Genomic DNA, 25,715 nt, shown 5'->3' on the forward strand with positions numbered 1-25,715 from the left:
CTAGCTTTAGAATCCTTCAGAAAGTAAAATGTTAGGCAGTCAAAGATTTAGCATAGTCCGAAAACATTTATTTTATAGCAATTCTAAGTTTAGAATCGCATGGATATGTATGTATTTAACCTATTCGATAGTTAGGATAGCTCTATTCTGAGAATTCTGATCTAACAATGCTTTAGAATAGTATTTCGCCAATGGTTTTTGTTGAAGGATTGATTATTTTATGCTACTCTAAAATAAAACTGATTTAATGGAGCAAATGGAGAATCGTTACATGAAACATTTTTTTGCAGGAATTGGTGAGATAAGATTTATTAGTTATCTATTGTCTCTATGTGTAGGACTAGCCCCTCTTTTTCATATCTATGTTATAGGTTCTGAAATGAGCTTTGTGAAAATAGTATTATCTATTTTGGGAATTATATTTGTTTGTATTTTAACTATTGCTCGATTTTATAGGAATTTTTTCTATAAAGAATAGTTTGGATTTGAAAAGTGTCCAGATTGAAGAAAAAGTCCATTTTGGACAATTTTCTTCAATCTTTTTCTTTGCTAGAGAAAGTAGAAAACTCTTAAAAATAGCATTATATCAGCATTCTTAAGAGTTTTTATTATATAATGGCCAACCTTCAAAAGAGCAATTTTTAAACTCTGATAGGGTTTGTCTACGTTCTGAAAGTCCTTTAGGGCTCTTTTTTGTTTTGCTAGAACAAAAAGTGTAAATATCTTTTCAGGAAAGATATTTTTGTATGAATCCAATGCAATGTTTTAAATTGTTTCAAAACTCAAATAGTATAAATAAGCTTATTATATGTAAAAATATATCATATAATAAGCTTTTTTTGTTTGAAATGAAATAAAATTCAGTTTTGGCTTGACAAATGTTTTTGAGAAGTGTATTATTTATACAATTTAAAAGTATAAAAATAAGAGGAGGTTTTCTATGAATAAAGTAAAGAAGGTGCTGATGACGATGTTTGGTTTGCTTATGTTCCCCTTACTGTTTGCTTGTAGTAACAGTCAGTCCCAAGGTGTTGAAGCCATTAAAGCTAAAGGAAAATTGGTGGTGGCCCTAAATCCAGAGTTTGCTCCATTTGAATACCAGAAATTAGTCGATGGGAAAAATCAGATTGTAGGTTCAGATGTTGAGCTAGCCAAAGCCATCGCAAAGGAACTAGGTGTGGAAGTGGAGTTCTCTCCAATGAGTTTTGACAATGTACTGGCTAGTCTTGATTCAGGTAAAGCCGATCTTGCCATATCAGGCATTTCTAAAACGGAGGAGAGAAGTCAAGTTTACAATTTTTCAATTCCCTACTATACTTCGAAAAATAAGGTGATCGTAAGAAAATCTGAATTAACGAATTACCAATCTGTGAAGGATTTGGCTCAGAAAAAGGTTGGAGCGCAGAAAGGTTCGATACAGGAGACTTTGGTCAAAGAAACCTTGCAGAATTCTTCTCTCGTTTCACTTCCTAAAAATGGAAATTTGATAACAGATTTGAAATCAGGGCAACTGGACGCGGTTATCTTTGAGGAGCCAGTGGCGAAAGGATATGTAGAGAATAATCCAGACCTAGCCATCGCTGAGTTTGATGTTGATAATGATAAAGAAGATTCCTACGCTGTTGCGATGAAAAAAGACAGTAAGGAATTGAAAGAAGCGGTTGACAAAACCATCCAGAAGCTGAAGGATTCTGGGGAGTTGGACAAATTGATTGACGATGCTTTTAAAGCCTCTATCGAAAAATAGAAAGAAGGAAGAGGAATGAGTAAGGAAAAAGTTATTTTAGCCTATTCAGGTGGATTGGATACATCAGTTGCTATTACGTGGTTAAAAAAAGACTATGATGTGATTGCTGTTTGTATGGATGTGGGTGAAGGAAAAGATTTGGAGTTCATCCACGATAAAGCTCTCAAGGTTGGGGCTGTTGAGTCTTATGTCATTGATGTTAAGGAAGAATTTGCTAATGACTATGTTTTAGTGGCCCTTCAGGCTCATGCCTACTATGAACAGAAGTATCCCTTGGTATCTGCTCTGAGTCGCCCTCTTATTTCAAAAAAACTCGTTGAAATAGCTCATCAGACGGGGGCAACCACAATTGCCCATGGTTGTACAGGTAAGGGAAACGACCAAGTTCGGTTTGAAGTCTCTATTGCAGCTTTGGATCCCAATTTAAAGGTAGTTGCGCCTGTTCGTGAGTGGAAATGGTCTCGTGAAGAAGAAATCCAATATGCCAAAGAAAACGGCGTTCCAGTTCCTGCTGACCTTGACAATCCTTACTCTGTTGATCAAAATCTTTGGGGACGCGCAAATGAATGTGGTGTCTTGGAAAACCCTTGGAACCAAGCGCCAGAAGAAGCATTTGGAATCACGTCTTCGCCAGAAGAGGCGCCAGACAGTCCAGAATTTATTGATATTGAGTTTAGCTGTGGGGTGCCCATCTCCCTCAATGGTGAGAAGATGAAAGTGGCGGATTTGATTCAAAAGCTAAATGAAATTGCAGGCAAACACGGTGTCGGTCGTATTGACCATGTGGAAAATCGCCTAGTCGGTATTAAGTCAAGAGAGATTTATGAGTGCCCAGGTGCTGTGACTTTATTGGCAGCTCATAAGGAGATTGAGGACTTGACTCTTGTGAGAGAAGTGGCTCATTTCAAACCTATTATCGAAAATGAGTTGTCCAATCTCATCTATAATGCCTTGTGGTTTAGCCCAGCAACTCAGGCTTTGATTGCCTATATCAAGGAGACACAGAAAGTTGTCAACGGAACTGCAAAAGTTAAACTCTATAAGGGGAATGCCCAAGTAGTGGCGCGGAAATCTCCAAATTCTCTTTACGATGAAAATTTGGCGACTTATACTAGTGCGGATACCTTTGACCAAGATGCGGCTGTTGGATTTATCAAGCTTTGGGGGCTTCCGACTAAGGTTTATTCAGAAGTTCAGAAAAATGTTGAGTAGTGATGCGATAGAAAGGGACGACAGGATATGCCGAAAAATACAAAATTATGGGGTGGTCGATTTGAAGGCACTGTGGAAGAGTGGGTAGAACAGTTCGGTGCGAGTATTTCCTTTGATCATCAGCTGGCAAAATTTGATTTGATGGGTTCCCTAGCTCATGTTCAAATGCTAGGACAGACTGGCATTTTGAGCTTGGAAGAGGCAGAGCAGATCCAAGATGGTCTGAAAGCTTTGTTGCGAGATTTAGAGGCAGGAGAGCTTCATTTTGATATTGCAAATGAAGATATTCATATGAATATGGAAGTGTTGCTGATGGAGAAAATCGGTCCTCTGGCTGGGAAATTGCACACGGCTCGTTCTCGGAATGACCAAGTCGCAACGGATATGCACTTATATCTAAAGGAGCAGCTTGGCCATGTCTTGGATAAGTTGGCGAATCTGAACGGTGTTTTGCTGGATTTGGCTGAAAAACGTGTGGAAACCATCATGCCAGGCTATACTCATTTGCAGCACGCCCAACCGATTAGTTTTGCCCACCATCTCATGGCTTATTACAATATGTTCCAAAGGGATAGCGAGCGCTTTGCATTTAACTTGAAACATACGGACCTATCTCCACTGGGTGCGGCTGCCTTGGCAGGGACAACTTTTCCAATCAATCGTCAATTATCGAGTGATTTACTGGGTTTCCAACAACCCTATACCAATTCCTTGGACGCAGTGAGTGACCGTGATTTTATCTTGGAATTTCTGTCAAATGCCAGCATTTTGATGATGCATATGAGTCGTTTTTGTGAGGAAATCATCAATTGGTGCAGTTTTGAGTATCAGTACATTAGCTTGTCTGATAGCTTTTCAACGGGTTCGTCTATCATGCCCCAGAAGAAAAATCCTGATATGGCCGAATTGATTCGAGGGAAGACAGGACGGGTTTACGGGCACTTGCTTGGACTATTGACCGTCATGAAGTCTTTGCCTCTGGCCTATAATAAGGATTTGCAAGAGGACAAGGAAGGCATGTTTGATACAGTAGAAACGATTTTGAATTCTCTGGATGTGTTGGCAGGTATGCTATCTAGCATGCAGGTAAACAAGAAAAAAATGCAAGAGTCAACAGAGAATGATTTTTCGAATGCGACCGAACTGGCAGATTATTTGGCTGAAAAAGGGCTCCCTTTTAGAGAAGCGCATGAAATTGTAGGGAAATTGGTTCTAGACTCTATCAAGCATGGTAAAAACATCCAAGATTGGGATTTGGAGGAGTTGCAAGTCTACCATCCCTTGATTGAAGAGGATATTTATATCTACTTGCGCCCAGAAACCGCTGTTCAGAGACGGAATTCCTTAGGAGGAACCGGCTTTGAGCAAGTGAAATACCAGATAGAACAAGCGAAGAAAGAACTTAAAGGGGGAATTGATTCGTTTGCAAAGTAAGAAAGGGAGGTTGAGATGATTTATCAGCCTCTTTCTTGTCTTCTCTAACCAAGCGTGTTATAATGAATACTGCTCAAGCGACCTTCAATCGTTGAAGCACACACGACCTTCAATCGTGAACTAGTCATTTCGTTTATCTTTTATTACGTCGTTGACTCGTCTTACCTAACTCGAGTTATGCCTGCGACTCGTTGCCTATCATATTTTCATTTTAAGATGATAGGCTAAAATGGTCTCCCAGACCATTTTACTCCTAAAAGCAAACGAAAAGACTATACTCAAAGAAATTCTATTGAAAGTCATAATGAATAGAATTTTGAAGGGTATAAATAAACGAATAGATGGGAGACTTACCATGAGTGATAACTCTAAAACACGTGTTGTCGTGGGGATGAGTGGTGGTGTTGATTCGTCGGTGACGGCTCTCTTGCTCAAGGAGCAGGGCTACGATGTGATCGGTATCTTCATGAAGAACTGGGATGACACAGATGAAAACGGCGTCTGTACGGCGACCGAAGATTACAAGGATGTGGCTGCGGTGGCAGACCAGATCGGCATTCCTTACTACTCTGTCAATTTTGAAAAAGAGTACTGGGACCGCGTTTTTGAGTATTTCCTAGCGGAATACCGTGCAGGGCGCACGCCAAATCCAGATGTTATGTGCAATAAGGAGATCAAGTTCAAGGCCTTTTTGGACTATGCTATGACCTTGGGTGCAGACTATGTAGCGACTGGGCATTATGCTCGAGTGGCGCGTGATGAGGATGGCATCGTTCACATGCTTCGTGGCGTGGACAATGGGAAGGACCAGACCTATTTCCTCAGTCAACTTTCGCAAGAACAACTCCAAAAAACCATGTTCCCCTTGGGACATTTGGAAAAGCCTGAAGTTCGCAGACTCGCAGAAGAAGCAGGACTTGCGACTGCTAAGAAGAAAGACTCGACAGGAATTTGCTTTATCGGAGAAAAGAACTTTAAAAACTTTCTCAGCAACTATCTGCCAGCTCAGCCAGGTCGCATGATGACTGTGGATGGACGCGATATGGGTGAGCATGCAGGTCTGATGTATTATACGATTGGTCAGCGTGGCGGACTCGGTATCGGTGGGCAACACGGCGGTGACAATGCCCCTTGGTTCGTTGTCGGAAAAGACCTGAGCAAGAATATCCTCTATGTCGGCCAAGGTTTCTATCATGATTCGCTTATGTCAACCAGCCTAGAAGCCAGTCAAGTCCACTTTACTCGTGAGATGCCAGAGGAATTTACTCTAGAATGCACAGCAAAATTCCGCTACCGTCAGCCTGATTCTAAGGTGACAGTACATGTCAAAAGAGATAAGGCAGAGGTCATCTTTGCGGAACCGCAACGCGCCATCACACCAGGACAGGCAGTTGTCTTTTACGATGGCGAAGAGTGTCTCGGTGGCGGTTTGATTGATAATGCTTATCGAGATGGACAGATTTGTCAGTACATTTAGATTGACAAATTTTCTCAATTTGCTACAATAATAAAAGCAATAGAAATGATGGTCAAAGCTCATGGATGTTGCAGGCTTTTTTGTCCTGCACTTCTTTGGAGTTTTGACTGTTTTTGTGTCGTTTAAGGGAAAGGATAAAAATGACTCAACAAGACTTTCGGACCAAAGTGGGGAACACGGTCTTTGGTGTTCGGGCGACAGCCTTGATTGTTCAAAATAATCAGCTTTTGGTTACAAAAGAAGGCGATTACTTTTACACTATTGGTGGTGCGATCCAAGTCAATGAAAGCACGGAAGAAGCGATAGTCCGTGAAGTGAGGGAAGAACTAGGTGTCAAAGCTCAAGCTGGGCGACTAGCCTTTGTAGTTGAGAATCGTTTTGAACAAGACGGTGTTTCCTATCACAACATCGAATTTCATTATTTGGTAGACTTGCTGGAGGATGCCCCGTTGACCATGCAGGAAGACGAAAAACCGCAGCCTTGTGAGTGGATTGATTTGGATCAGCTCCAGAATATCCAGCTAGTTCCAGCCTTTTTAAAAACAGCCCTACCAAATTGGGACGACCAACTAAAACACATTCATCTTGAAGAATAGGAGAGAAAATGATGGTTAAGCTTATTGCCCATGTACTTGTTCATAGTGGTGGTGATTATTTACTCATTCAGCGTTCGGAAATTAAAAGAGGAGAACCCAACGTTTATCCGACTTACTGGGATATTCCTGGTGGCGGGGTTGAAAAGGGTGAACTTCCGCGAGATGGAGCTCTTAGAGAATGCATTGAAGAAGCGGGAGTTAGGCTAGATAGCAGTTCGCTCAAACTTCTTCACGAAGATAGTCAACTGGATACCTCTAAGGATACGGTCTTTACTCGCTTAGTTTATAAAGCAGAGTGGGTTGGGGAGAAGCCAATTATCAGATTAGATCCTGAAGAGCATACACACTTTAAATGGGTTACTATGGATCAAGCTCTAGAGGAGGAGAAGTTAGTTCCTTATTTGCGAGAAATTTTTGAAAGGTTAAGAAATGACTTATAATTTTACAGAAGAATACGATATTATTGTAATCGGTGCGGGACACGCTGGGGTCGAGGCTTCCTTAGCTGCCAGCCGTATGGGCTGTAAGGTCTTGCTTGCGACCATCAACATTGAAATGTTGGCATTCATGCCATGTAACCCTTCTATCGGAGGTTCTGCCAAGGGGATTGTCGTGCGTGAAGTCGATGCTCTTGGTGGCGAGATGGCCAAAACCATTGACAAGACTTACATCCAGATGAAGATGCTCAACACAGGGAAGGGGCCAGCCGTTCGTGCCCTTCGTGCGCAAGCTGATAAGGAGCTTTATTCTAAGGAAATGCGCAAAACAGTTGAAAATCAAGAGAATCTGACCCTTCGTCAAACCATGATTGATGAGATCTTGGTGGAAGATGGCAAGGTTGTCGGTGTTCGTACAGCCACCCATCAAGAGTATGCTGCCAAGGCTGTTATCGTGACTACAGGGACTGCCCTCCGTGGGGAAATTATCATCGGAGACCTCAAGTACTCGTCTGGCCCTAACCACAGTCTGGCTTCGATTAACCTTGCTGACAACCTCAAGGAGTTGGGCCTCGAAATCGGTCGTTTCAAGACAGGAACACCTCCACGTGTCAAGGCTTCTTCTATCAATTACGACGTGACAGAGATTCAGCCAGGGGACGAAGCGCCAAACCACTTCTCATACACTTCACGTGATGAGGATTATGTCAAAGACCAAGTTCCATGTTGGTTGACCTATACCAATGGTACCAGTCATGAGATTATCCAAAACAACCTCCACCGTGCGCCTATGTTTACAGGTGTGGTCAAGGGAGTGGGGCCTCGTTACTGTCCGTCGATTGAGGACAAGATTGTGCGCTTTGCGGACAAGGAACGCCACCAACTCTTCCTAGAGCCAGAAGGTCGCAATACAGAGGAAGTCTATGTTCAAGGACTTTCAACCAGTCTGCCTGAGGATGTCCAACGTGACTTGGTTCATTCCATCAAAGGTTTGGAAAATGCTGAAATGATGCGGACAGGTTATGCCATTGAGTATGACATGGTCTTGCCACACCAGTTGCGTGCAACACTTGAAACCAAGAAAATCTCAGGACTTTTCACAGCTGGTCAGACAAATGGAACGTCAGGTTACGAAGAAGCTGCTGGTCAAGGGATTATTGCTGGGATTAATGCCGCTCTGAAAATCCAAGGCAAGCCAGAGTTGATTTTGAAACGAAGCGATGGTTACATCGGGGTGATGATTGACGACTTGGTGACCAAGGGGACCATTGAACCTTACCGTCTCTTGACCAGTCGTGCTGAATACCGTCTCATCCTCCGTCATGACAATGCCGATATGCGTTTGACAGAGATGGGGCGTGAGATTGGACTTGTGGATGATGAACGTTGGGCTCGTTTTGAAATCAAGAAAAATCAATTTGACAATGAGATGAAACGCCTAGACAGCATCAAACTTAAGCCAGTCGAGGAAACTAACGCTAAGGTTGAAGCGATGGGATTCAAGCCGTTGACAGATGCGGTGACAGCCAAGGAATTCCTTCGACGTCCAGAAGTTTCTTACCAAGATGTGGTGACCTTCATCGGACCAGCTGCAGAGGACTTGGATGACAAGATTATCGAATTGATTGAAACAGAGATCAAGTACGAAGGTTACATCTCAAAAGCCATGGATCAGGTTGCCAAGATGAAACGCATGGAAGAAAAACGCATTCCAGCCAATATTGATTGGGATGACATTGATTCTATCGCAACAGAAGCTCGCCAGAAGTTCAAACTCATCAATCCAGAAACCATCGGCCAGGCCAGCCGTATTTCGGGAGTAAACCCAGCAGATATTTCTATTTTGATGGTGTATCTTGAAGGTAAAAATCGCAGTATTTCTAAAACTCTTCAAAAATCAAAATGATACGTCGTCGGCTTCGGCTCACCTAACTTAAGTTATGCTTTCGCCTAGCCTTCTAGTCTGATTTCGATTTTTATTGAGTTTTAATCTCAAAAGAAAGCATAGAAAGAACAGCTCCGAAGACGGGGCTGTTTTGTTAATGGACTCTAGTTTTTTATTGCATATTTAAATATTTGATTAAAAGAAATCTTTTATGCTATCGATAAATTATTATTAAAACATTTAAAATTATGAGTAAATATAATTTTGATAGAAGAAATGTTGACTTGAGATTGATAGTTGTAAAAGTATTGATAGTGATGGGGAATATTGACTATAGGAGAATCTGTTACTTATTATTATTTATAGAACTATACTTATAAATAAATTTGACATTAAAATTATTTTATGATAAAATGAAATCGTTAACAAAAGTATTTAGCTAAACTAGAAAGGAGGAGTTTGTCAGTAGTTGTTTTGCTGAATACTCTACTCGTCTTTTTGTTTTAAAATAAAGTATTGTGGAAGGAGCTGATTAAAATTAGAAAAATAAATCCAGATATCTTATTTCTATGTGGTGTTTTGGTCATATGTTGCTCTTTTTTGCTTTTCCATATAAATCCTTACCATGCAGTTGATGACGAGCTAATGTTAAAAATACAATCTATATTTTGGAGTTTGTTGTGGCGTCCAGTTCCGTCTTTAGGAATGGTGGTAGGGGTGATTATGATTTTTAAGAGTTTGAAAAAATAATATCATTTTATTTTTAGTCTTCGATTTTCTAGTTAGAATGGAGATTGGATATGAACAGACTTAAGTCGATATTCTTATTGTTGTTTAGCTTGCTCACTTTTGGAATATTTTTAGACGTCAAAGCAGATACTATTCCAAGTCCTGATTTTGAAGTGATATCAGAGTTGGTATTAAAAGAAAATAAAACTGGAGTAATTTATGAGTTTGAAAATTTAGAAACTAGAGAACAATTTTTAAAATCTAGAAATATAACGCCTTCTAATGCAAGCTCATTCCGTTCTTATGGAGTAAGTAGTGTTCGTAGAACATACCTCAGCTCTTACCGTGATACAGCGGTTTCTGGAAGAGTTTCTTATACTGTTTATGGGGGGAGCTCAGGAGCTAGTGTGTCAATATCATCAGGACAAAGTTTTTCTTCTTCTGAGTATGGAATAGGTTTTACTTATGGAAGCGCAGCTACTCATTTTGTTCCGCCTTATAAATATGGTTATATAGTTTTGAAAGCTTCTTTTACAGTTAATATTTATAAATTAGAGGTTAAATATCAAGGAACTAATGAATGGCGTCCAGCTGGACGGATTAAGACATTTAGTAACACAAATGTTTGGACCGAGTTGAGAACTTACAGTTAACTACTTTATAAAAATAAAAGAAAAAATATAACAGACTAGAATAACGAAGATGTGGTGCATAAGCACATCAAATTCCTGAGGAACTGACAGTCCTCAGGAATTTTTACTTAAATAAAGCTCACACAATAATGAAGCACACCCCAAAAAGTAAGAGCAAAATCCAACTTTTGGGGTGTGCTTCATGGGTGAGGGATGGTTTATTCTTCTTCATCTGGTGTGAGGATCATCGGGATGATGATCGGTTCACGTTCTGTATTTTCATAGAGGAATGGTCGAATGGCATTGACAATAGCGCCATTGACAGATTGCACGCTGGCGTCCTTATTTTTCAGTGCGATACGAATAGCATTGAAGAGGATGCGCTGGCTTTGGCGAATCAAGTCTCCAGACTCTCGCATGTAAACAAAACCTCGGCTGAGGATATCTGGACCAGACAAGATCATTTTAGACTTGAAGTCAACAGTTGCGACTGCTAGAACGACACCGTCTTCAGATAGATCACGACGATCTTTGAGGACAGCAGCGCCGATTTCACCGATACGATTTCCATCGACATAGATGTCTTGGGCATTGAAATGACCTGCGATACGAGCAGAATTAGCAGTAAGAGCAAGCACATCACCATTGCTCATGATAAAGATATTGTCCTTCTCAACACCTGTATCCACTGCTAGTCCAGCGTGGACTTTCTGCATACGATATTCACCGTGGACAGGCATGAAGTATTTCGGCTTAATCAAGCGGAGCATGAGTTTTTGCTCTTGCTGACCACCGTGTCCAGAGGTGTGGATATTGTTAATCTTTCCGTGAATGACTTCGACACCAGCTTCTGAGATAATGTTAATCAACTTGTTGACGCTAGTGGTATTTCCAGGGATTGGACTAGAAGAGAAGATAACGGTATCGCCGGGTTGGAGTTGTACCTGACGGTGGGTTCCATTAGCGATACGAGAGAGAGCTGCCATTGGCTCTCCCTGACTACCTGTACAGAGGATAAGAACCTCGCCTGCAGGATAGTCTTTGATTTCATTTGGCTCGATAAAGGTTCCCTTAGGAGCTTTGATGTAGCCGAGCTCGATTCCGTTGACAATGGCCTTTTCCATCGAACGTCCAAAGACCGCAATTTTGCGTCCAGTCTTAACAGCAGCATCTGTTGCTTGCTGGAGACGGAAGATATTTGAGGCAAAGGATGCAAAGATGATACGTCCTTCGATGCCTTGGATAATCTTCATGATGGATTGGCCAACGACTTTTTCAGAGTTGGTAAAAGTTGGCACTTCTGCGTTTGTCGAGTCAGACAGGAGACAGAGAACACCCTCTTCACCAAGAGCTGCCATCCGGTGCAAGTCCGCAGGTTCTCCAACTGGAGTAAAGTCAAACTTGAAGTCACCTGTACAGACGATTTTTCCTTGAGGGGTATGAATCACAATTCCCAAAGGCTCTGGAATAGAGTGAGTGGTTCTAAAGAAAGTTGCCTTGAGATTTTTAAAGGTCAACTCAGTGTTGTGGTTGATTTCGTAAAGTTTGGCGTTGCGCAAGAGACCGTGTTCTTCGAGTTTCCCACGGATCAAAGCTAAGGCAAGCGGTCCAGCGTAGATAGGGACATTTGCTTGCTTGAGCAGGAAAGGAATCCCACCGATGTGGTCCTCGTGTCCGTGTGTGATCAAGACAGCCTTGACACGGTCGATATTGTCCACGATGTAAGAGTAATCAGGAATGACATAGTCGATACCCAGCAAGTCATCTTCTGGGAATTTAATCCCAGCATCGACGATGATAATCTCGTCTTGGTATTCAATTCCGTATGTGTTTTTCCCAATTTCTCCCAGACCACCGATGGCAAAAACGCCGACTTCTTCAGGTTTAAGAGTGTAGGCCATATTAGAACTCCGTAATTTCGAAGGCGCCAGTTTCTTTTTCGTAATCTAGCAATTTGTCAGACAAGAGTTCGATATACTCGATGTTGTACTCTGGGCGATTTTCTTCGACAAGTTGGCGAGCAGTGATGCGACCCTCAAGTTCTGAGCTGGCATCGATGTCTAGGTAAAGTGCGCGTGTAGTTTCACGGCGCGGGCTACGTTCTTTTGTTTCTTGATAAAAAACTTTGTAAATCATATAGTTCCTTTCTATTTATAGGTCAACTTATTCCAAACTTTTAGCAGATATTTGCTTGATTTCATTCTATTTTGTGTCCAGATTGACCTTGATTCGTTACAATTATTTCAATTATACCACAAAATGAAAAATTAGTAAAAGACGGAAATGGAGAAAGTCGGGAGGGGAAGAAGGAGCAAAAAGACAGGTAGGATTTGGTCGGAGAGCGCTTAGATGTTATAATGGAAAGAGAAAGGGAAGTTTATGGATGAGAACATTCCCTATAGCTTTTAAAACAAGGAGGATTAAGAATGTTTAGTTTGTTTGAATTTGCGATTGGGGTTCGCCTCTTGATGTTTATAGTTTTTGTAGCCTGTGTCTATGGTGGAAATCTTATTTTTACATATCTAGAGCACCGAAAAACAAAATTCCTTTGGAAGCTGACCTTTGTAACACTCTACTCCATATTTCTCCTCCTTGTGACCTATGTTGTCTGGTTTGTTTTTCACTTCGGTTTAAATGCTTAAAGTCAATTATTTCTCTAGATATACAGAAAAACCACCTCGTCTTGATAGATGAGGCGGATTTTTCTAATTTTAGATGAGCTCTTTATTGTTATGACGATGATTTCTCGCATCGAGAATCAAGTTAAAATATATATGCCTAATCAAAATTTTTTACGAAGTTCCTTTCAATTTTCTTGTTCATTTATATATTCGGAAAAGATAGGAAAAAGCTAGAACTTTTTTTAATTTTTTGTGTAGAATTGCTTGTCTAAGTGGCAGGCCCTTTTGTTTCAAAACAAAGAAAATTCCCATGCGCTGGCTTTTGTAGTATAATAGTAAACAGACAAAAAGATAGGAATGTGTTATGAAAGTATTAGCTTTTGATACGTCCAGCAAGGCTCTTTCTCTCGCTATTTTAGAGGACAAGCAAGTTCTTGCCGAGACTATGATCAATATCAAGAAAAATCACAGTATTACCCTCATGCCTGCTATCGATTTTTTGATGGCAAGTTTGGATTGGACCCCCAAGAACTTGGATCGAATCGTGGTGGCGGAAGGGCCAGGTAGCTACACAGGCTTGCGAATTGCGGTAGCAACTGCTAAGACGCTGGCTCATACCCTGAACATCAAGTTGGTTGGTATGTCTAGCCTTTTGGCTCTGGTGCCACGCCAACAAGAAGGCTTGTTTGTTCCCTTGATGGATGCGCGTCGTAACAATGTGTATGCAGGATTTTATGAAAATGCTAAACCTGTCATGCCAGAAGCACACCTGCCCTTTGCGGAAGTGCTAGAGCAGGTCAAGGATGTTGAACAGGTAACCTTTGTCGGAGAAGTTGGAGCCTTTGTGGAACAAATCCATGAACAACTACCACAAGCCAGCCACCAAGCAACCTTGCCAAATGCAGCTAATCTAGCTCTTTGGGCCTGGGACAAGGAAGCAGATTCCGTGCACGACTTTGTGCCAAATTACCTCAAACGAGTTGAGGCTGAGGAAAACTGGCTCAAGAACCACTCTGAGTCTGGCGAGTCCTACATTAAACGCCTATGATAGAAATCAGACGAATCCACCAGCAGCCTGACTTGGCTCAAGCCATCTATGCTGTCATGGTAGATGTATACCCAGTCAGTCCTTGGATGCTGGAACAAATCCAAGCAGACCTGTCCCAAGACCAGACTTGGTATGCTCTGGCTTATGATGGGGCAGAAGTGATTGGTTTTCTAGCTGTGCAGGAGAATCTCTTTGAAGCAGAAGTCCTGCAAATAGCTGTCAAAGAAGCCTATCGAGGCCAGGGGATTGCCTCGGCCTTGTTTGCTCAATTGCCGACAGATAAGGAGATTTTCCTCGAAGTCAGAAAGTCAAATCAACGAGCGCAAGCATTTTACAAGAAAGAAAAGATGGCAGTCATCGCTGAGCGAAAGGACTACTACCATGACCCAGTCGAGGACGCCATCATCATGAAGAGAGAAATAGATGAAGGATAGATATATTTTAGCATTTGAGACATCCTGTGATGAGACCAGTGTCGCCGTCTTGAAAAACGACGATGAGCTCTTGTCCAATGTCATTGCTAGTCAAATTGAGAGTCACAAACGTTTTGGGGGCGTAGTGCCTGAAGTAGCCAGTCGTCACCATGTCGAGGTCATTACAGCCTGTATCGAGGAGGCGCTAGCAGAAGCAGAGATTAGAGAAGAGGATGTAACAGCTGTTGCGGCCACCTACGGACCAGGATTGGTTGGAGCCTTACTAGTTGGTTTGTCAGCTGCCAAGGCCTTTGCTTGGGCTCATGGACTACCTCTAATTCCCGTTAATCACATGGCTGGTCACCTCATGGCAGCTCAAAGTGTAGATCCTTTGGAGTTTCCCTTGCTAGCCCTCTTGGTCAGCGGTGGGCACACAGAGTTGGTCTATGTTTCCGAGGCTGGCGATTACAAAATTGTTGGGGAAACGCGGGATGATGCGGTTGGTGAGGCCTATGATAAGGTTGGCCGTGTCATGGGATTGACCTATCCAGCCGGTCGTGAGATTGACGAGCTAGCCCATCAGGGACAGGATATTTATGATTTCCCTCGTGCCATGATCAAGGAAGACAATCTGGAGTTTTCATTCTCAGGTTTGAAGTCTGCCTTTATCAATCTTCACCACAATGCCGAGCAAAAGGGAGAAACTTTATCCAAGGAAGATTTGTCAGCTTCCTTCCAAGCAGCAGTCATGGATATTCTTATGGCCAAAACCAAGAAGGCCTTAGAAAAATACCCTGTTAAAACCCTAGTCGTGGCAGGTGGCGTGGCAGCCAATAAAGGCCTCAGAGAACGCCTAGCAGCTGAAATCACAGATGTCAAGGTAATTATCCCACCCCTGCGCCTCTGCGGAGACAATGCAGGTATGATTGCCTATGCCAGCGTCAGCGAGTGGAACAAAGAAAACTTTGCAGGCTTGGATCTCAACGCCAAACCAAGTCTCGCCTTTGATACCATAGAATAAAGAGTCAGCTTTGAGCTGGCTTTTTAACTCCGGAAAATGTCAGAATATTTTGACACAACCGTAAAAATGATGATATAATATGTAAAAATTAGGAGGTGGTCAGATGATTGAGAGAATGGAATTAGGAGAATTTTACAAGGAATTGCGTTTGGCGAGAAAACTCAAGCAGTCAGATGTGGCTTGTGATGGGCTGACAGCATCTCAGCTATCCAAGTTTGAATTAGGGCAGTCTATGCTGTCTGCGGATAAGCTGATCCTAGCTATCCAAGGGATAAATGTGACCTTCGATGAGTTTGGGCACAAGCTCAACAACTACCAAGAATCCCCACATATGCGAATCGGTCGAAAGGTTGTGGATCGTTTTGCCCATCAAGATATAGCAGGTTTAGAGCAACTGTTAGAGGAAGTCGAGCAAGAACAGATGGCGCAGACCTATCGTCGTTTGAATGCTATTGTGATCAAAGATGCTATCCATTCCTTGGATAAAAGCTATCCGCTAGCAGAGGAGGATCGTGAGTTTTTGACCACCTACCTTTATGCTATCGAGTCTTGGACCTGGTTTGAACTCTATCTTTTTTGCAATACTATGCCTTTCTTGAGTGATCAAGACTTGATCTTTTTATCAACCTCTTTACTTGAAAAATCCAAGGAATTTAAAGAATTGGCACACAATAGACTGTATATGAAAAGTGGCTATCTCAATATCATATCAGAGCTCATGGAGCGTAAGCTTTTCTCTTACATCCCAATCTTTGAGTCCGAGTTGGAGAGCATGCTTCGTCCATACGATGTTTTTGAGAAATTATTGTGGCAGTTTTTAAAGAAGATGAGCATTTTCCTTCAGACCAAGGGAAGCAATCAAAAAGAGATTGAACACTTTATCCAATCTCTGCAAATATTAGAAAATCCACAATTATCAGCACTTTTTGAACTACGATTACAGCAATACAAAGACCTTATCGATTAATCCACTATCGCAAATGAGAGATTTCTATGAGAAAAAATGTCAAATATGCGATTTTCTAAAATGTGGTGATTTCCGTGTTATACTATCTTTGTAAGACATTTGAAGCAAATCCTAGGTCACAGAAGTGGTTTACAAAGAAAAATAATTGAAGGAATGTAAATGATGTTAAATTTACAATTTGCAGAAACAATGGAATTGACAGAAGTGGAGTTGGAGACAGTTTATGGAGGAAACCTTGTGGTTAACCCAGGCAATGGTGGTGGAACTGCTTTACCGATTTTGGGAGGCGGAGGTATTGGACCAATCCCTTACGGAGCTTTTGATTGGATGAAAGGACTCTGGGCAGGTTTGGCTGAAAGAAGACGTAAATAAAACTTAAAAGGATCAACTATGAAAGGGAAAGAAACGAAATTTTATCTAGGGACCATTTTGGTGCTTGTGTCCTATTACTCGGTTTTTAATCTTGTAGCAAAATTAGATTCAGTGAACCAATTATCCGACTTTGGATTTTATGGGATTCAAATTTTATTGATAGTAATTGAGGGAATTGTTGCTACTGTCATTCTTGTAAAGAGTCAACGTTGGAAAGAGTACGGTCGATTCGAGTTTCGCTGGTCCTATCTGGGTCTCTTCTTTCTTTCCTTTATATTGATGTTTTTGTGGGTAAATATAACGACTAAGATATTTCCCAGTACGCAAAATGGGAGTGCAATAGTGAAAGAAGCAGCTAATTTGACAGGAATTAGTTACTTTGTAACGCGCATTTTATACGGCAGTCTTATTGCTCCGATAGTTGAGGAGTTAGTCTTCCGTGGCCTTCTGATGACAGCCCTATCTAAATTTAAAAAGCGCTATGTTGATATAATTGTTTCCTCAACTTTCTTCAGTCTTATCCATGTTTTGCAATATGGATGGGTGATAACAGACTTCATCATTTATGCAGGAGCAGGTCTGCTACTCTGTATGCTCTTTCGCTATACACGTTCAATTTATTGGTCAATGGCACTCCACATCTTGTGGAATAGCTTTTTAATTATCGTGAGCTTATTGGTGTTTGGATATTAGATTTAGCAGAAATTTTTACATCACATAGATAAGGCTGGCTTCCCAGTCTTTTTCTTATTATGACGGTTTGTTACTGACTCTTGCTCAATTTAAAACAAAAAGAAGCATTTTTAAAATCAATCACGGAATCCGACTCTATCAAAGTTTGTCAGTCTGAGAGTTTTTTAGTATAGTAGGTATATGAGAAACAAAATAATAAACAGTCTGCTTGCTCTAGGAGCTCTTTTCCTGCTTTTAACAGCTTGCCAGAATTTTAAAAAGACACAACTGGTCTTGTTTGAAACACTTTCATTCAATATGTCCCTTAAATCCTTTGAAGAAGTTTTTGGTGAGGCTAGCGAAGTGGTGGAAGAAACAGAAATGGGTTATCGAGATAGCTGGCGTGCAGAAGACCCCTATTTCTATAAAACGGGACGCCTTTTCTATGATTACGAAAATATTGCTTTGAATGGTTATACAGGTCGAGCAAGATTCACATTTTCAAAATCACATCGCTTGGAAGAAGCAACGGCTCATTTCCCCGTTGCCTCAAAAGTAGAGCAGCAAGCATTGCTCTTTAACTTATCCCAGACTGTAAAAAAAGAACTTGAAGCTCTTCCAGATTACCAGTCCATGACAACCGATATGGTAGGACTCTATGATGACGGCTATCGCTATAAAGTCAAGCTGAAAGGAAAAAGGAAAGAACTCTGGGTTGATGTCTATCCGACAGAAGATGAAGATGCTAAAGAAATTGAAGATAAAAAGTATACTATTCGGGTGGATCAGTTTAGGATGCATTAATAACACTCATGGAATTTCAGCATTTTTTGCTAGCTACTAGTTTCAAACTCTAAACTTTTTTCTCTTCTTTGAATGTGTTATAATATTTCTTGCTGTGGCTGTGGCCATGAACAGCCTCAAACGAAGAGAATAAGAGGAGAGAGATGAAAGAAAAAGGATTTTGGGAAGGTGTTCAGGCAGCCATGCCGACTGCCCTTGGGTATGTCAGCATTGGTCTGGCTTGTGGGATTATCGGCGCGCCCTATGTGACACCTGTTGAGATGGGCTTGATGAGCCTCTTTGTTTATGCTGGGAGTGCCCAGTTTGCCATGTTGGCACTGATTGCGGTACAAGCGCCTGTGGCAGCCATTGCTATGACGGTCTTTTTGATCAACTTGCGACTCTTTTTGCTGAGCTTGCATGCATCGACCTATTTCCGTCATACTAGTCTCTGGCAAAATATCGGCATGTCCAGTCTCCTGACAGATGAGACCTATGGGGTTTTGATGGGAGAATTAGCCCATACAGACAAGGTCCATCCCATGTGGATGCATGGAAATAACTTGAATAGCTATGCGGCTTGGTTTGTGGGGACAGTGGTTGGAACGGCTCTGGGTGGTCTGCTACCAAATCCAGAAATCTTTGGACTAGACTTTGCCCTTGTTGGGATGTTTATCGGGATTTTTACTTCGCAATTTCAGATTATGCAAAGACGGGTTCCTGTACGGAATCTGCTGAAGATCCTAGCAGTTGTTGCAGTGTCTTTCTTTTTGCTCTTGACAGTGGTGACTCAGTCGCTAGCTGTTCTTTTTGCGACCTTGCTAGGTTGTACTATGGGGGTGGTCTTAGATGGTCAGTAAATATCTTTTGTTAGCCGTTATCTTTTCAGGCCTAGTGACTTGGATTCCCCGTATGATTCCCTTCATTTTGGTTAAGTACAAGGGGTTGCCAGCTATCGTTGAGCGGTTTTTGAAGTTCTTGCCTGTTTCCATTATTTTTGCTTTGATCCTTTCAAGCGTAGTGACTGGCAAGGTTGGCAGCCTTCCTCAAATCAAATGGCTGGACTTTTTAGCGGTCTTTCCAACGGCTTGGGTAGCCTTTCGCTACCGCAATCTAGTGGGTACGGTTCTTTTTGGGGTAGTCTTGATTGCAGTCTTGCGTCTGGTCTTTTAGTCAGCCATAAAAAAAACCTATCACCGAGATAGATATCATATAATGGCAAAAAAAAATATTTTCTGTTAAGATAGTAAAGTATTCTATTTTGGAGGAAATGACATGAAAAAAATCGTCAAATATTCATCTCTTGCTGCTTTAGGACTTGTTGCCGCAGGTGTACTAGCAGCTTGCTCAGGTGGAGATAAGAAAGAAATTATCGTTGCAACCAATGCTTCACCAAAACCATTTAACTATGAAGACAATGGTGAGTTGACTGGTTATGAGATTGAAGTAGTCCGTGCTATCTTTAAAGACTCTGACAAATACGATGTCAAGTTTGAAAAGACAGAGTGGTCAGGTGTCTTTGCGGGTCTTGACGCTGATCGCTACCAAATGGCTGTGAACAACATCAGCTATACCAAAGAACGTGCTGAAAAATACCTTTATGCAGCTCCAACTGCTAAAAACCCTAACGTTCTCGTTGTGAAGAAAGACGATAACAGTATTAAGTCTCTCGATGATATTGGTGGAAAATCTACTGAAGTCGTTCAAGGAACAACAACAGCTAAACAACTGGAAGACTATAACAAACAACACGCAGACAACCCAACGGTTCTTAACTACACCAAGGCTGATTTCCAACAAATCATGTCTCGTTTGAGCGATGGTCAATTTGACTACAAGATTTTTGATAAAATCGGTGTTGAAACAGTTATCAAAAACCAAGGTTTGGATAACTTGAAAGTCATTGAACTTCCAAGCGACCAACAACCTTACGTATACCCACTTCTTGCTAAAGGTCAAGATGAGTTGAAAACATTTGTAGACAAACGCATCCAAGAACTCTACAAAGATGGAACCCTTGAAAAGCTATCTCAACAGTTCTTTGGCGGTTCTTATCTGCCAGCAGAAGCTGATATCAAATAAGTTTGTAAATCATCCATTCTCTGGTAGATGGATGGTTTTCCATTCTGGAGGTATATAGTTTTAAACTATATATCTGCCTATCTAATAACAATTTGTTAAATCAAACAATTTATGAGATACTATTACGGTATTATTTTTAAGGAGAAACAATCATGAAAATCAAAAAATGGCTCGGTGTAGCAGCTCTTGCTACAGTCGCAGGTTTGGCTCTTGCAGCTTGCGGAAATTCAGAAAAGAAAGCGGACAACGAAACAGTTGTTAAAATCGCAACAGTTAACCGCAGTGGTTCTGAAGAAAAACGTTGGGATAAAATCCAAGAATTGGTTAAAAAAGACGGTATTAAATTGGAATTCACAGAGTTCACTGACTACTCTCAACCAAACAAGGCAACTGCTGATGGCGAAGTAGACTTGAACGCCTTCCAACACTACAACTTCTTGAACAACTGGAACAAAGAAAACGGGAAAGACCTTGTAGCGATTGCAGATACGTACATCTCACCAATCCGCCTTTACTCAGGTAAAAATGGGGAAGAAAACAAGTACACGAAAGTGGAAGAAATCCCAGATAACGGCGAAATCGCTGTGCCAAACGATGCAACAAACGAAAGCCGTGCGCTTTACTTGCTTCAATCAGCTGGTTTGATCAAATTGGATGTTTCTGGAACTGCTCTAGCAACAGTTGCTAACATCAAAGAAAATCCAAAGAACTTGAAGATTACTGAATTGGACGCTAGCCAGACAGCTCGTTCATTGTCATCAGTTGACGCTGCCGTTGTAAACAACACCTTCGTTACAGAAGCAAAATTGGACTACAAGAAAGCACTCTTCAAAGAACAAGCTGACGAAAACTCAAAACAATGGTACAACATCATCGTTGCGAAAAAAGATTGGGAATCATCACCTAAAGCTGATGCCATCAAGAAAATTATCGCAGCTTACCACACTGATGAAGTGAAAAAAGTTATCGAAGAAACATCAGACGGTTTGGATCAACCAGTTTGGTAATAAGACACAGGGAGGTGGGAGAGAGTTCCCACCTCTTGCTTTTGTATAGAGAGTTGATTTTAAAGAAGCACTTGCAGTCGTTCCAAGGACACAAGTACATAGTAGAAAGAGAGAGAAAATGGTTTTTCCTAGCGAACAAGAGCAGATTGAAAAATTTGAAAAGGATCATGTGGCCCAGCATTATTTTGAAGTCTTGCGCACCTTAATTTCCAAGAAATCAGTCTTTGCCCAGCAGGTTGGACTCAAGGAAGTCGCAAACTATTTGGGTGAGATTTTTAAGCGTGTAGGGGCTGAAGTGGAGATTGATGAGAGCTACACGGCGCCTTTTGTCATGGCGCATTTCAAGAGTTCGCGTCCAGATGCCAAGACCTTGATCTTCTATAATCACTATGACACTGTGCCAGCAGATGGCGACCAGGTGTGGACAGAGAATCCTTTTACCCTTTCTGTGCGAGATAGTTTTATGTATGGACGTGGTGTTGACGATGACAAAGGCCATATCACAGCTCGTTTGAGTGCTTTGAGAAAGTATATGCAGCACCACGATGACCTACCTGTCAATATTAGCTTTATCATGGAAGGGGCAGAGGAGTCTGCTTCCATGGATCTAGATAAGTATTTAGAGAAACACGCAGACAAACTTCGTGGGGCGGATTTACTAGTTTGGGAGCAAGGAACCAAAAATGCCTTGGAGCAGTTAGAGATTTCTGGCGGAAACAAAGGGATTGTAACCTTTGATGCTAAGGTGAAAAGTGCTGATGTGGATATCCACTCGAGTTATGGTGGAGTTGTGGAATCAGCTCCATGGTATCTTATCCAGGCCTTAAGTAGCCTACGTGCAGCAGATGGACGTATCTTAGTAGAAGGCTTGTACGAGGATGTTCAAGAGCCAAATGAACGAGAACTAGCCTTGGTAGATACCTATGCCCAACGCAATCCTGAGGAAATTAGTCGTATTTATGGCTTGGAATTGCCTCTCTTACAAGAGGATCGTGCCGCCTTTCTCAAACGATTCTTTTTTGAACCAGCCCTTAATATCGAAGGGATTCAGTCAGGGTATCAGGGGCAAGGGGTTAAAACGATTTTGCCAGCAGAAGCTAGTGCCAAGCTAGAGGTTCGTTTGGTTCCTGGCCTAGAACCGCATGATGTTCTGGAAAAAATTCGGAAACAGCTAGACAAAAATGGCTTTGATAAGGTAGAATTATACTATACCTTGGGAGAGATGAGCTATCGAAGCGATATGAGCGCGCCAGCCATTCTCAATGTCATCGAGTTGGCCAAGAAATTCTATCCACAGGGCGTTTCAGTCTTGCCGACAACAGCGGGGACAGGACCGATGCATACGGTCTTTGATGCCCTAGAGGTACCAATGGTGGCCTTCGGTCTAGGAAATGCCAATAGCCGAGACCATGGTGGAAATGAAAACGTGCGAATCGCCGATTACTACACCCATATAGAATTAGTAGAGGAGCTGATTAGAAGCTATGAGTAGAGATATTATCAAGTTAGATCAGATCGATGTGACTTTTCACCAAAAGAAGAGAACCATCACAGCGGTCAAGGATGTGACCATTCACATCCAAGAAGGGGATATCTACGGAATCGTTGGATATTCTGGAGCAGGGAAATCCACTCTTGTACGGGTGATTAACCTCTTGCAAAAGCCATCTGCTGGGAAAATTACCATTGATGACGATGTGATTTTTGATGGTAAGGTCACTCTGACGGCAGAGCAGTTGCGTCGTAAGCGTCAAGACATTGGGATGATTTTCCAGCATTTCAACCTGATGAGCCAAAAGACAGCAGAGGAAAATGTAGCCTTTGCCCTCAAACACTCTGGACTCAGCAAGGAAGAAAAGAAAGCTAAAGTAGCTAAGTTGTTGGACTTGGTTGGCTTGGCGGATCGTGCTGAAAACTACCCTTCACAACTATCAGGAGGGCAAAAACAGCGTGTAGCCATTGCACGTGCCTTGGCCAATGATCCAAAAATCTTGATTTCAGATGAGTCAACTTCTGCCCTTGATCCTAAGACAACCAAGCAGATTTTGTCCTTGTTGCAAGATTTGAACCAAAAATTAGGTTTGACGGTTGTCTTGATTACGCATGAAATGCAGATTGTCAAAGACATTGCCAACCGTGTGGCGGTCATGCAGGATGGCCGTTTGATTGAAGAGGGCAGTGTCCTTGAAATCTTCTCAGATCCTAAACAACCTTTGACACAGGACTTTATCTCAACAGCTACAGGTATTGATGAAGCCATGGTCAAGATTGAGAAGCAAGAAATCGTAGAACATTTATCTGAGAACAGTATCTTAGTGCAGCTCAAGTATGCAGGGGCTTCGACAGACGAACCACTTTTGAATGAATTGTACAAACATTACCAAGTAACGGCCAATATCCTCTATGGAAATATCGAAATTCTCGATGGCACTCCTGTTGGAGAATTGGTTGTGGTCTTGTCAGGTGAAAAGGCAGCACTGGCAGGTGCTCAAGAAGCCATCCGTCAGGCTGGTGTCCAGTTAAAAGTATTGAAGGGAGGACAGTAAAATGACAGAGTTGATTCAAACTTACTTACCAAATGTCTACAAGATGGGCTGGGCTGGTCAGGCAGGCTGGGGAACGGCTATCTACCTAACTCTTTATATGACAGTTCTTTCCTTCATCATCGGAGGATTCTTGGGGCTGGTGGCAGGTCTTTTCCTCGTCTTGACAGCGCCAGGTGGTGTTTTGGAAAATAAGGTTATCTTTTGGATTTTAGACAAGATTACCTCCATTTTCCGCGCGGTTCCTTTCATCATCCTCTTGGCAATCATGTCGCCACTGTCTCACTTAATCGTCAAGACGAGCATCGGGCCAAATGCAGCCCTTGTCCCACTTTCTTTTGCGGTCTTTGCCTTCTTTGCCCGTCAGGTGCAGGTTGTCTTGGCTGAGCTGGATGGCGGTGTCATTGAGGCCGCTCAAGCGAGTGGTGCGACCTTCTGGGACATCGTGGGTGTTTACCTATCAGAAGGTCTTCCAGATTTGATTCGTGTGACGACAGTAACCTTGATTTCCCTTGTTGGAGAAACAGCTATGGCGGGAGCAGTTGGAGCTGGTGGTATCGGTAACGTAGCCATTGCCTATGGATTCAACCGTTACAATCACGATGTGACCATCTTGGCAACCATCATTATCATCTTGATTATCTTTACAATTCAGTTCTTGGGAGATTTCTTGACCAAGAAATTAAGTCATAAATAAAAAGAGCCGAAGGGCTCTTTTTTGTTCTAGGAAGCTGCCAACAGGGGCATTTAAAGTTTTTAAATTATGGTATAATAGATAAAGCTAATTCTCTCTAGTGATAGGATAGGAAAAAACTAGAAAGATAAGTTCTGAAGCAAGATAAGAAAATGAAAAAGGAGTTTGGCTGGTATGAATTATTTCGAGGGGAATGAGTTTTTCCTTCTCTTGTTTATAGTTTTACTGATTAGTTTTGTGGTAAACTTTTTTGAAAAACGTAAAGACTACTATATTTTGGCGCTCTCCCTCTTATTTGCAGGAGCTATCTATGGTAAGAGCCGAGCGATGATTGTCTATTTACTCGCCTTTATCGTTTACCAGTATTTTCTGGTTTTTCTAGCACAGCGGATAGAGGCAAAGTGGCTGAAACCACTGGTTTTCCTTTCCATTCTTCCTTTGGTAATCAATAAAGTCTTTGCCCTGACTTCTCTGCATTTGTTGGCCTTTATTGGAATTTCTTACATGTCCTTTAAGACCATTCAGATCATGCTAGAGATATCGGATGGCTTGATCAAAGAAAATATCAGTGTAAAAGATTATCTACAGTTTTTGCTCTTTTTCCCAACAGTTAGTGCTGGTCCGATTGATCGGAGTAGGAGATTTTTAAAAGAGATAAACGAGGTCATGCCCCGAAAAGAGTATCTAGAGTTAGCAGGGGACGGTGTGTATCGTATCGTTCTAGGCCTCCTTTACAAGATTGTTTTATCAACCTATGTTTATCAGATGTTACTCGCTCTAAATAATACTGGCACAGTCGTTTACTCAATCAAGTATATGTACCTCTATACCTTGTATCTGTTCTTTGACTTTGCAGGCTATAGTCTAATGGCCGTTGGAAGTAGTAATATTCTAGGTATTCAGACACCGATGAACTTTAACAAACCTTTCTTGAGTGTCGATATCAAGGATTTTTGGACTAGATGGCATATCACCTTGTCGACCTGGTTGAGAGATTTTGTATTTTCAAGAGTATTGATGCAGGTTATCAGGAAAAAATGGTTTAAAAATAGACTACACAATGCAACCTATGCCTATATGGTCAATATGTTGGTCATGGGTTTTTGGCATGGTCTCAGTGTTAGCTACATTGTCTATGGTTTTTACCATGGTGTCTTGATGGCTGGATTTGAAGTGTATCAAAAGAAAAGCAATTTTTATAAGAAAAATAAAAACAAAAACTGGTATAAGCTACTAAGTTGGTTTGTGACCATGAATTTGGTTATGATTGGTTTCTTTATCTTTTCAGGTGAACCCTATAAAATCTTACTGACGATTTTAAAGAGATAAGAGATTGAAAAGAA

The 25,715-nt window shown here is 41.6% G+C and carries 27 protein-coding genes; 25 read left to right on the forward strand and 2 right to left on the reverse strand.

Annotation, left to right across the window (positions count from 1 at the left end):
* The first annotated feature begins 271 nt into the window (after positions 1 to 271).
* The 9 genes from D8852_RS10130 (at position 272) to D8852_RS01775 (ending at position 10,170) form a co-directional block, all read left to right on the forward strand.
* Positions 272 to 478 carry a hypothetical protein gene (locus D8852_RS10130; protein ID WP_125424962.1) on the forward strand — a complete coding sequence of 69 codons (207 nt, stop codon included), beginning with the start codon at positions 272 to 274 and terminating at the stop codon, positions 476 to 478.
* Between the two features lie 462 nt (positions 479 to 940).
* A complete protein-coding gene (locus D8852_RS01740) occupies positions 941 to 1,747 on the forward strand; it encodes an ABC transporter substrate-binding protein (RefSeq protein WP_125424963.1) in 807 nt (268 codons plus the stop codon).
* 15 nt (positions 1,748 to 1,762) lie between these two features.
* Complete coding sequence (locus D8852_RS01745; RefSeq protein WP_000031908.1) at positions 1,763 to 2,959, forward strand: argininosuccinate synthase; 1,197 nt, start codon at positions 1,763 to 1,765, stop codon at positions 2,957 to 2,959.
* A 27-nt stretch (positions 2,960 to 2,986) separates the two neighbouring features.
* Positions 2,987 to 4,393, forward strand: coding sequence for an argininosuccinate lyase (gene argH / locus D8852_RS01750; protein ID WP_125424964.1), 1,407 nt, complete (start codon positions 2,987 to 2,989; stop codon positions 4,391 to 4,393).
* Between the two features lie 355 nt (positions 4,394 to 4,748).
* Positions 4,749 to 5,870, forward strand: a complete 1,122-nt coding sequence (gene mnmA / locus D8852_RS01755) for a tRNA 2-thiouridine(34) synthase MnmA (RefSeq protein ID WP_125424965.1) — start codon at positions 4,749 to 4,751, stop codon at positions 5,868 to 5,870.
* 140 nt (positions 5,871 to 6,010) lie between these two features.
* Entirely contained in the window at positions 6,011 to 6,466 is a 456-nt protein-coding gene (locus D8852_RS01760) for an NUDIX hydrolase (RefSeq protein ID WP_164979001.1), read from the forward strand.
* Positions 6,467 to 6,474: 8 nt separating this feature from the next.
* Positions 6,475 to 6,906 (forward strand): NUDIX hydrolase, encoded by a 432-nt coding sequence (locus D8852_RS01765; protein ID WP_000989471.1) that lies wholly within the window; start codon positions 6,475 to 6,477, stop codon positions 6,904 to 6,906.
* Positions 6,896 to 8,809 (forward strand): tRNA uridine-5-carboxymethylaminomethyl(34) synthesis enzyme MnmG, encoded by a 1,914-nt coding sequence (gene mnmG, locus D8852_RS01770; RefSeq protein WP_125424967.1) that lies wholly within the window; start codon positions 6,896 to 6,898, stop codon positions 8,807 to 8,809. Before D8852_RS01765 ends, mnmG begins: the two co-directional genes overlap by 11 nt.
* 779 nt (positions 8,810 to 9,588) lie before the next feature.
* Positions 9,589 to 10,170: a hypothetical protein gene (locus D8852_RS01775; protein WP_125424969.1), complete on the forward strand. Its 582-nt coding sequence runs from the start codon at positions 9,589 to 9,591 to the stop codon at positions 10,168 to 10,170.
* Positions 10,171 to 10,367: 197 nt separating this feature from the next.
* Here D8852_RS01775 and rnjA read toward each other — a convergent pair whose 3' ends face one another.
* A complete protein-coding gene (gene rnjA, locus D8852_RS01780) occupies positions 10,368 to 12,050 on the reverse strand; it encodes a ribonuclease J1 (RefSeq protein ID WP_000331971.1) in 1,683 nt (560 codons plus the stop codon).
* A 1-nt stretch (position 12,051) separates the two neighbouring features.
* Positions 12,052 to 12,285 carry a DNA-dependent RNA polymerase subunit epsilon gene (locus D8852_RS01785; RefSeq protein ID WP_000639577.1) on the reverse strand — a complete coding sequence of 78 codons (234 nt, stop codon included), beginning with the start codon at positions 12,283 to 12,285 and terminating at the stop codon, positions 12,052 to 12,054.
* Positions 12,286 to 12,575: 290 nt separating this feature from the next.
* Between D8852_RS01785 and D8852_RS01790 the strand changes: the two genes are divergently transcribed.
* The 16 genes from D8852_RS01790 to dltB all read left to right on the forward strand — a co-directional run bounded on the left by D8852_RS01790 (position 12,576) and on the right by dltB (position 25,701).
* Positions 12,576 to 12,791: a hypothetical protein gene (locus tag D8852_RS01790; protein ID WP_125424970.1), complete on the forward strand. Its 216-nt coding sequence runs from the start codon at positions 12,576 to 12,578 to the stop codon at positions 12,789 to 12,791.
* A gap of 343 nt (positions 12,792 to 13,134) precedes the next feature.
* Complete coding sequence (gene tsaB, locus D8852_RS01795; protein ID WP_125424971.1) at positions 13,135 to 13,818, forward strand: tRNA (adenosine(37)-N6)-threonylcarbamoyltransferase complex dimerization subunit type 1 TsaB; 684 nt, start codon at positions 13,135 to 13,137, stop codon at positions 13,816 to 13,818.
* On the forward strand, positions 13,815 to 14,252 hold the full coding sequence (gene rimI / locus D8852_RS01800; RefSeq protein ID WP_125424972.1) for a ribosomal protein S18-alanine N-acetyltransferase: 438 nt from the start codon (positions 13,815 to 13,817) through the stop codon (positions 14,250 to 14,252). The genes tsaB and rimI overlap by 4 nt, the downstream gene beginning before the upstream one ends.
* Positions 14,242 to 15,252, forward strand: a complete 1,011-nt coding sequence (tsaD, locus tag D8852_RS01805) for a tRNA (adenosine(37)-N6)-threonylcarbamoyltransferase complex transferase subunit TsaD (RefSeq protein ID WP_125424973.1) — start codon at positions 14,242 to 14,244, stop codon at positions 15,250 to 15,252. The genes rimI and tsaD overlap by 11 nt, the downstream gene beginning before the upstream one ends.
* Positions 15,253 to 15,355: 103 nt before the next feature.
* On the forward strand, positions 15,356 to 16,219 hold the full coding sequence (locus D8852_RS01810) for an XRE/MutR family transcriptional regulator (RefSeq protein ID WP_125424974.1): 864 nt from the start codon (positions 15,356 to 15,358) through the stop codon (positions 16,217 to 16,219).
* 162 nt (positions 16,220 to 16,381) lie between these two features.
* On the forward strand, positions 16,382 to 16,591 hold the full coding sequence (locus D8852_RS01815) for a hypothetical protein (protein ID WP_125425033.1): 210 nt from the start codon (positions 16,382 to 16,384) through the stop codon (positions 16,589 to 16,591).
* 18 nt (positions 16,592 to 16,609) lie between these two features.
* Complete coding sequence (locus tag D8852_RS01820) at positions 16,610 to 17,284, forward strand: CPBP family intramembrane glutamic endopeptidase (RefSeq protein WP_125424975.1); 675 nt, start codon at positions 16,610 to 16,612, stop codon at positions 17,282 to 17,284.
* A gap of 180 nt (positions 17,285 to 17,464) precedes the next feature.
* The gene (locus D8852_RS01825; protein ID WP_125424976.1) at positions 17,465 to 18,067 is read left to right on the forward strand and encodes a hypothetical protein; all 603 of its coding nucleotides are present in this window, start codon (positions 17,465 to 17,467) and stop codon (positions 18,065 to 18,067) included.
* A gap of 143 nt (positions 18,068 to 18,210) precedes the next feature.
* Entirely contained in the window at positions 18,211 to 18,906 is a 696-nt protein-coding gene (locus D8852_RS01830) for an AzlC family ABC transporter permease (RefSeq protein WP_125424977.1), read from the forward strand.
* The gene (locus D8852_RS01835; RefSeq protein WP_000253936.1) at positions 18,896 to 19,219 is read left to right on the forward strand and encodes an AzlD domain-containing protein; all 324 of its coding nucleotides are present in this window, start codon (positions 18,896 to 18,898) and stop codon (positions 19,217 to 19,219) included. Before D8852_RS01830 ends, D8852_RS01835 begins: the two co-directional genes overlap by 11 nt.
* A gap of 102 nt (positions 19,220 to 19,321) precedes the next feature.
* The gene (locus D8852_RS01840) at positions 19,322 to 20,128 is read left to right on the forward strand and encodes an amino acid ABC transporter substrate-binding protein (RefSeq protein WP_125424978.1); all 807 of its coding nucleotides are present in this window, start codon (positions 19,322 to 19,324) and stop codon (positions 20,126 to 20,128) included.
* A gap of 152 nt (positions 20,129 to 20,280) precedes the next feature.
* The gene (locus tag D8852_RS01845) at positions 20,281 to 21,135 is read left to right on the forward strand and encodes a MetQ/NlpA family ABC transporter substrate-binding protein (RefSeq protein WP_125424979.1); all 855 of its coding nucleotides are present in this window, start codon (positions 20,281 to 20,283) and stop codon (positions 21,133 to 21,135) included.
* Between the two features lie 118 nt (positions 21,136 to 21,253).
* Positions 21,254 to 22,627: a M20 family metallopeptidase gene (locus D8852_RS01850; RefSeq protein ID WP_125424980.1), complete on the forward strand. Its 1,374-nt coding sequence runs from the start codon at positions 21,254 to 21,256 to the stop codon at positions 22,625 to 22,627.
* The gene (locus tag D8852_RS01855; RefSeq protein ID WP_000085684.1) at positions 22,620 to 23,681 is read left to right on the forward strand and encodes a methionine ABC transporter ATP-binding protein; all 1,062 of its coding nucleotides are present in this window, start codon (positions 22,620 to 22,622) and stop codon (positions 23,679 to 23,681) included. The genes D8852_RS01850 and D8852_RS01855 overlap by 8 nt, the downstream gene beginning before the upstream one ends.
* 1 nt (position 23,682) lies before the next feature.
* A complete protein-coding gene (locus D8852_RS01860; protein ID WP_000137507.1) occupies positions 23,683 to 24,375 on the forward strand; it encodes a methionine ABC transporter permease in 693 nt (230 codons plus the stop codon).
* A 171-nt stretch (positions 24,376 to 24,546) separates the two neighbouring features.
* Entirely contained in the window at positions 24,547 to 25,701 is a 1,155-nt protein-coding gene (gene dltB / locus D8852_RS01865; protein ID WP_125424981.1) for a D-alanyl-lipoteichoic acid biosynthesis protein DltB, read from the forward strand.
* Positions 25,702 to 25,715 lie beyond the last annotated feature (14 nt).

This window comes from Streptococcus mitis (assembly GCF_003942695.1).
Classification (GTDB): Bacteria; Bacillota; Bacilli; order Lactobacillales; family Streptococcaceae; genus Streptococcus; species Streptococcus mitis_BD.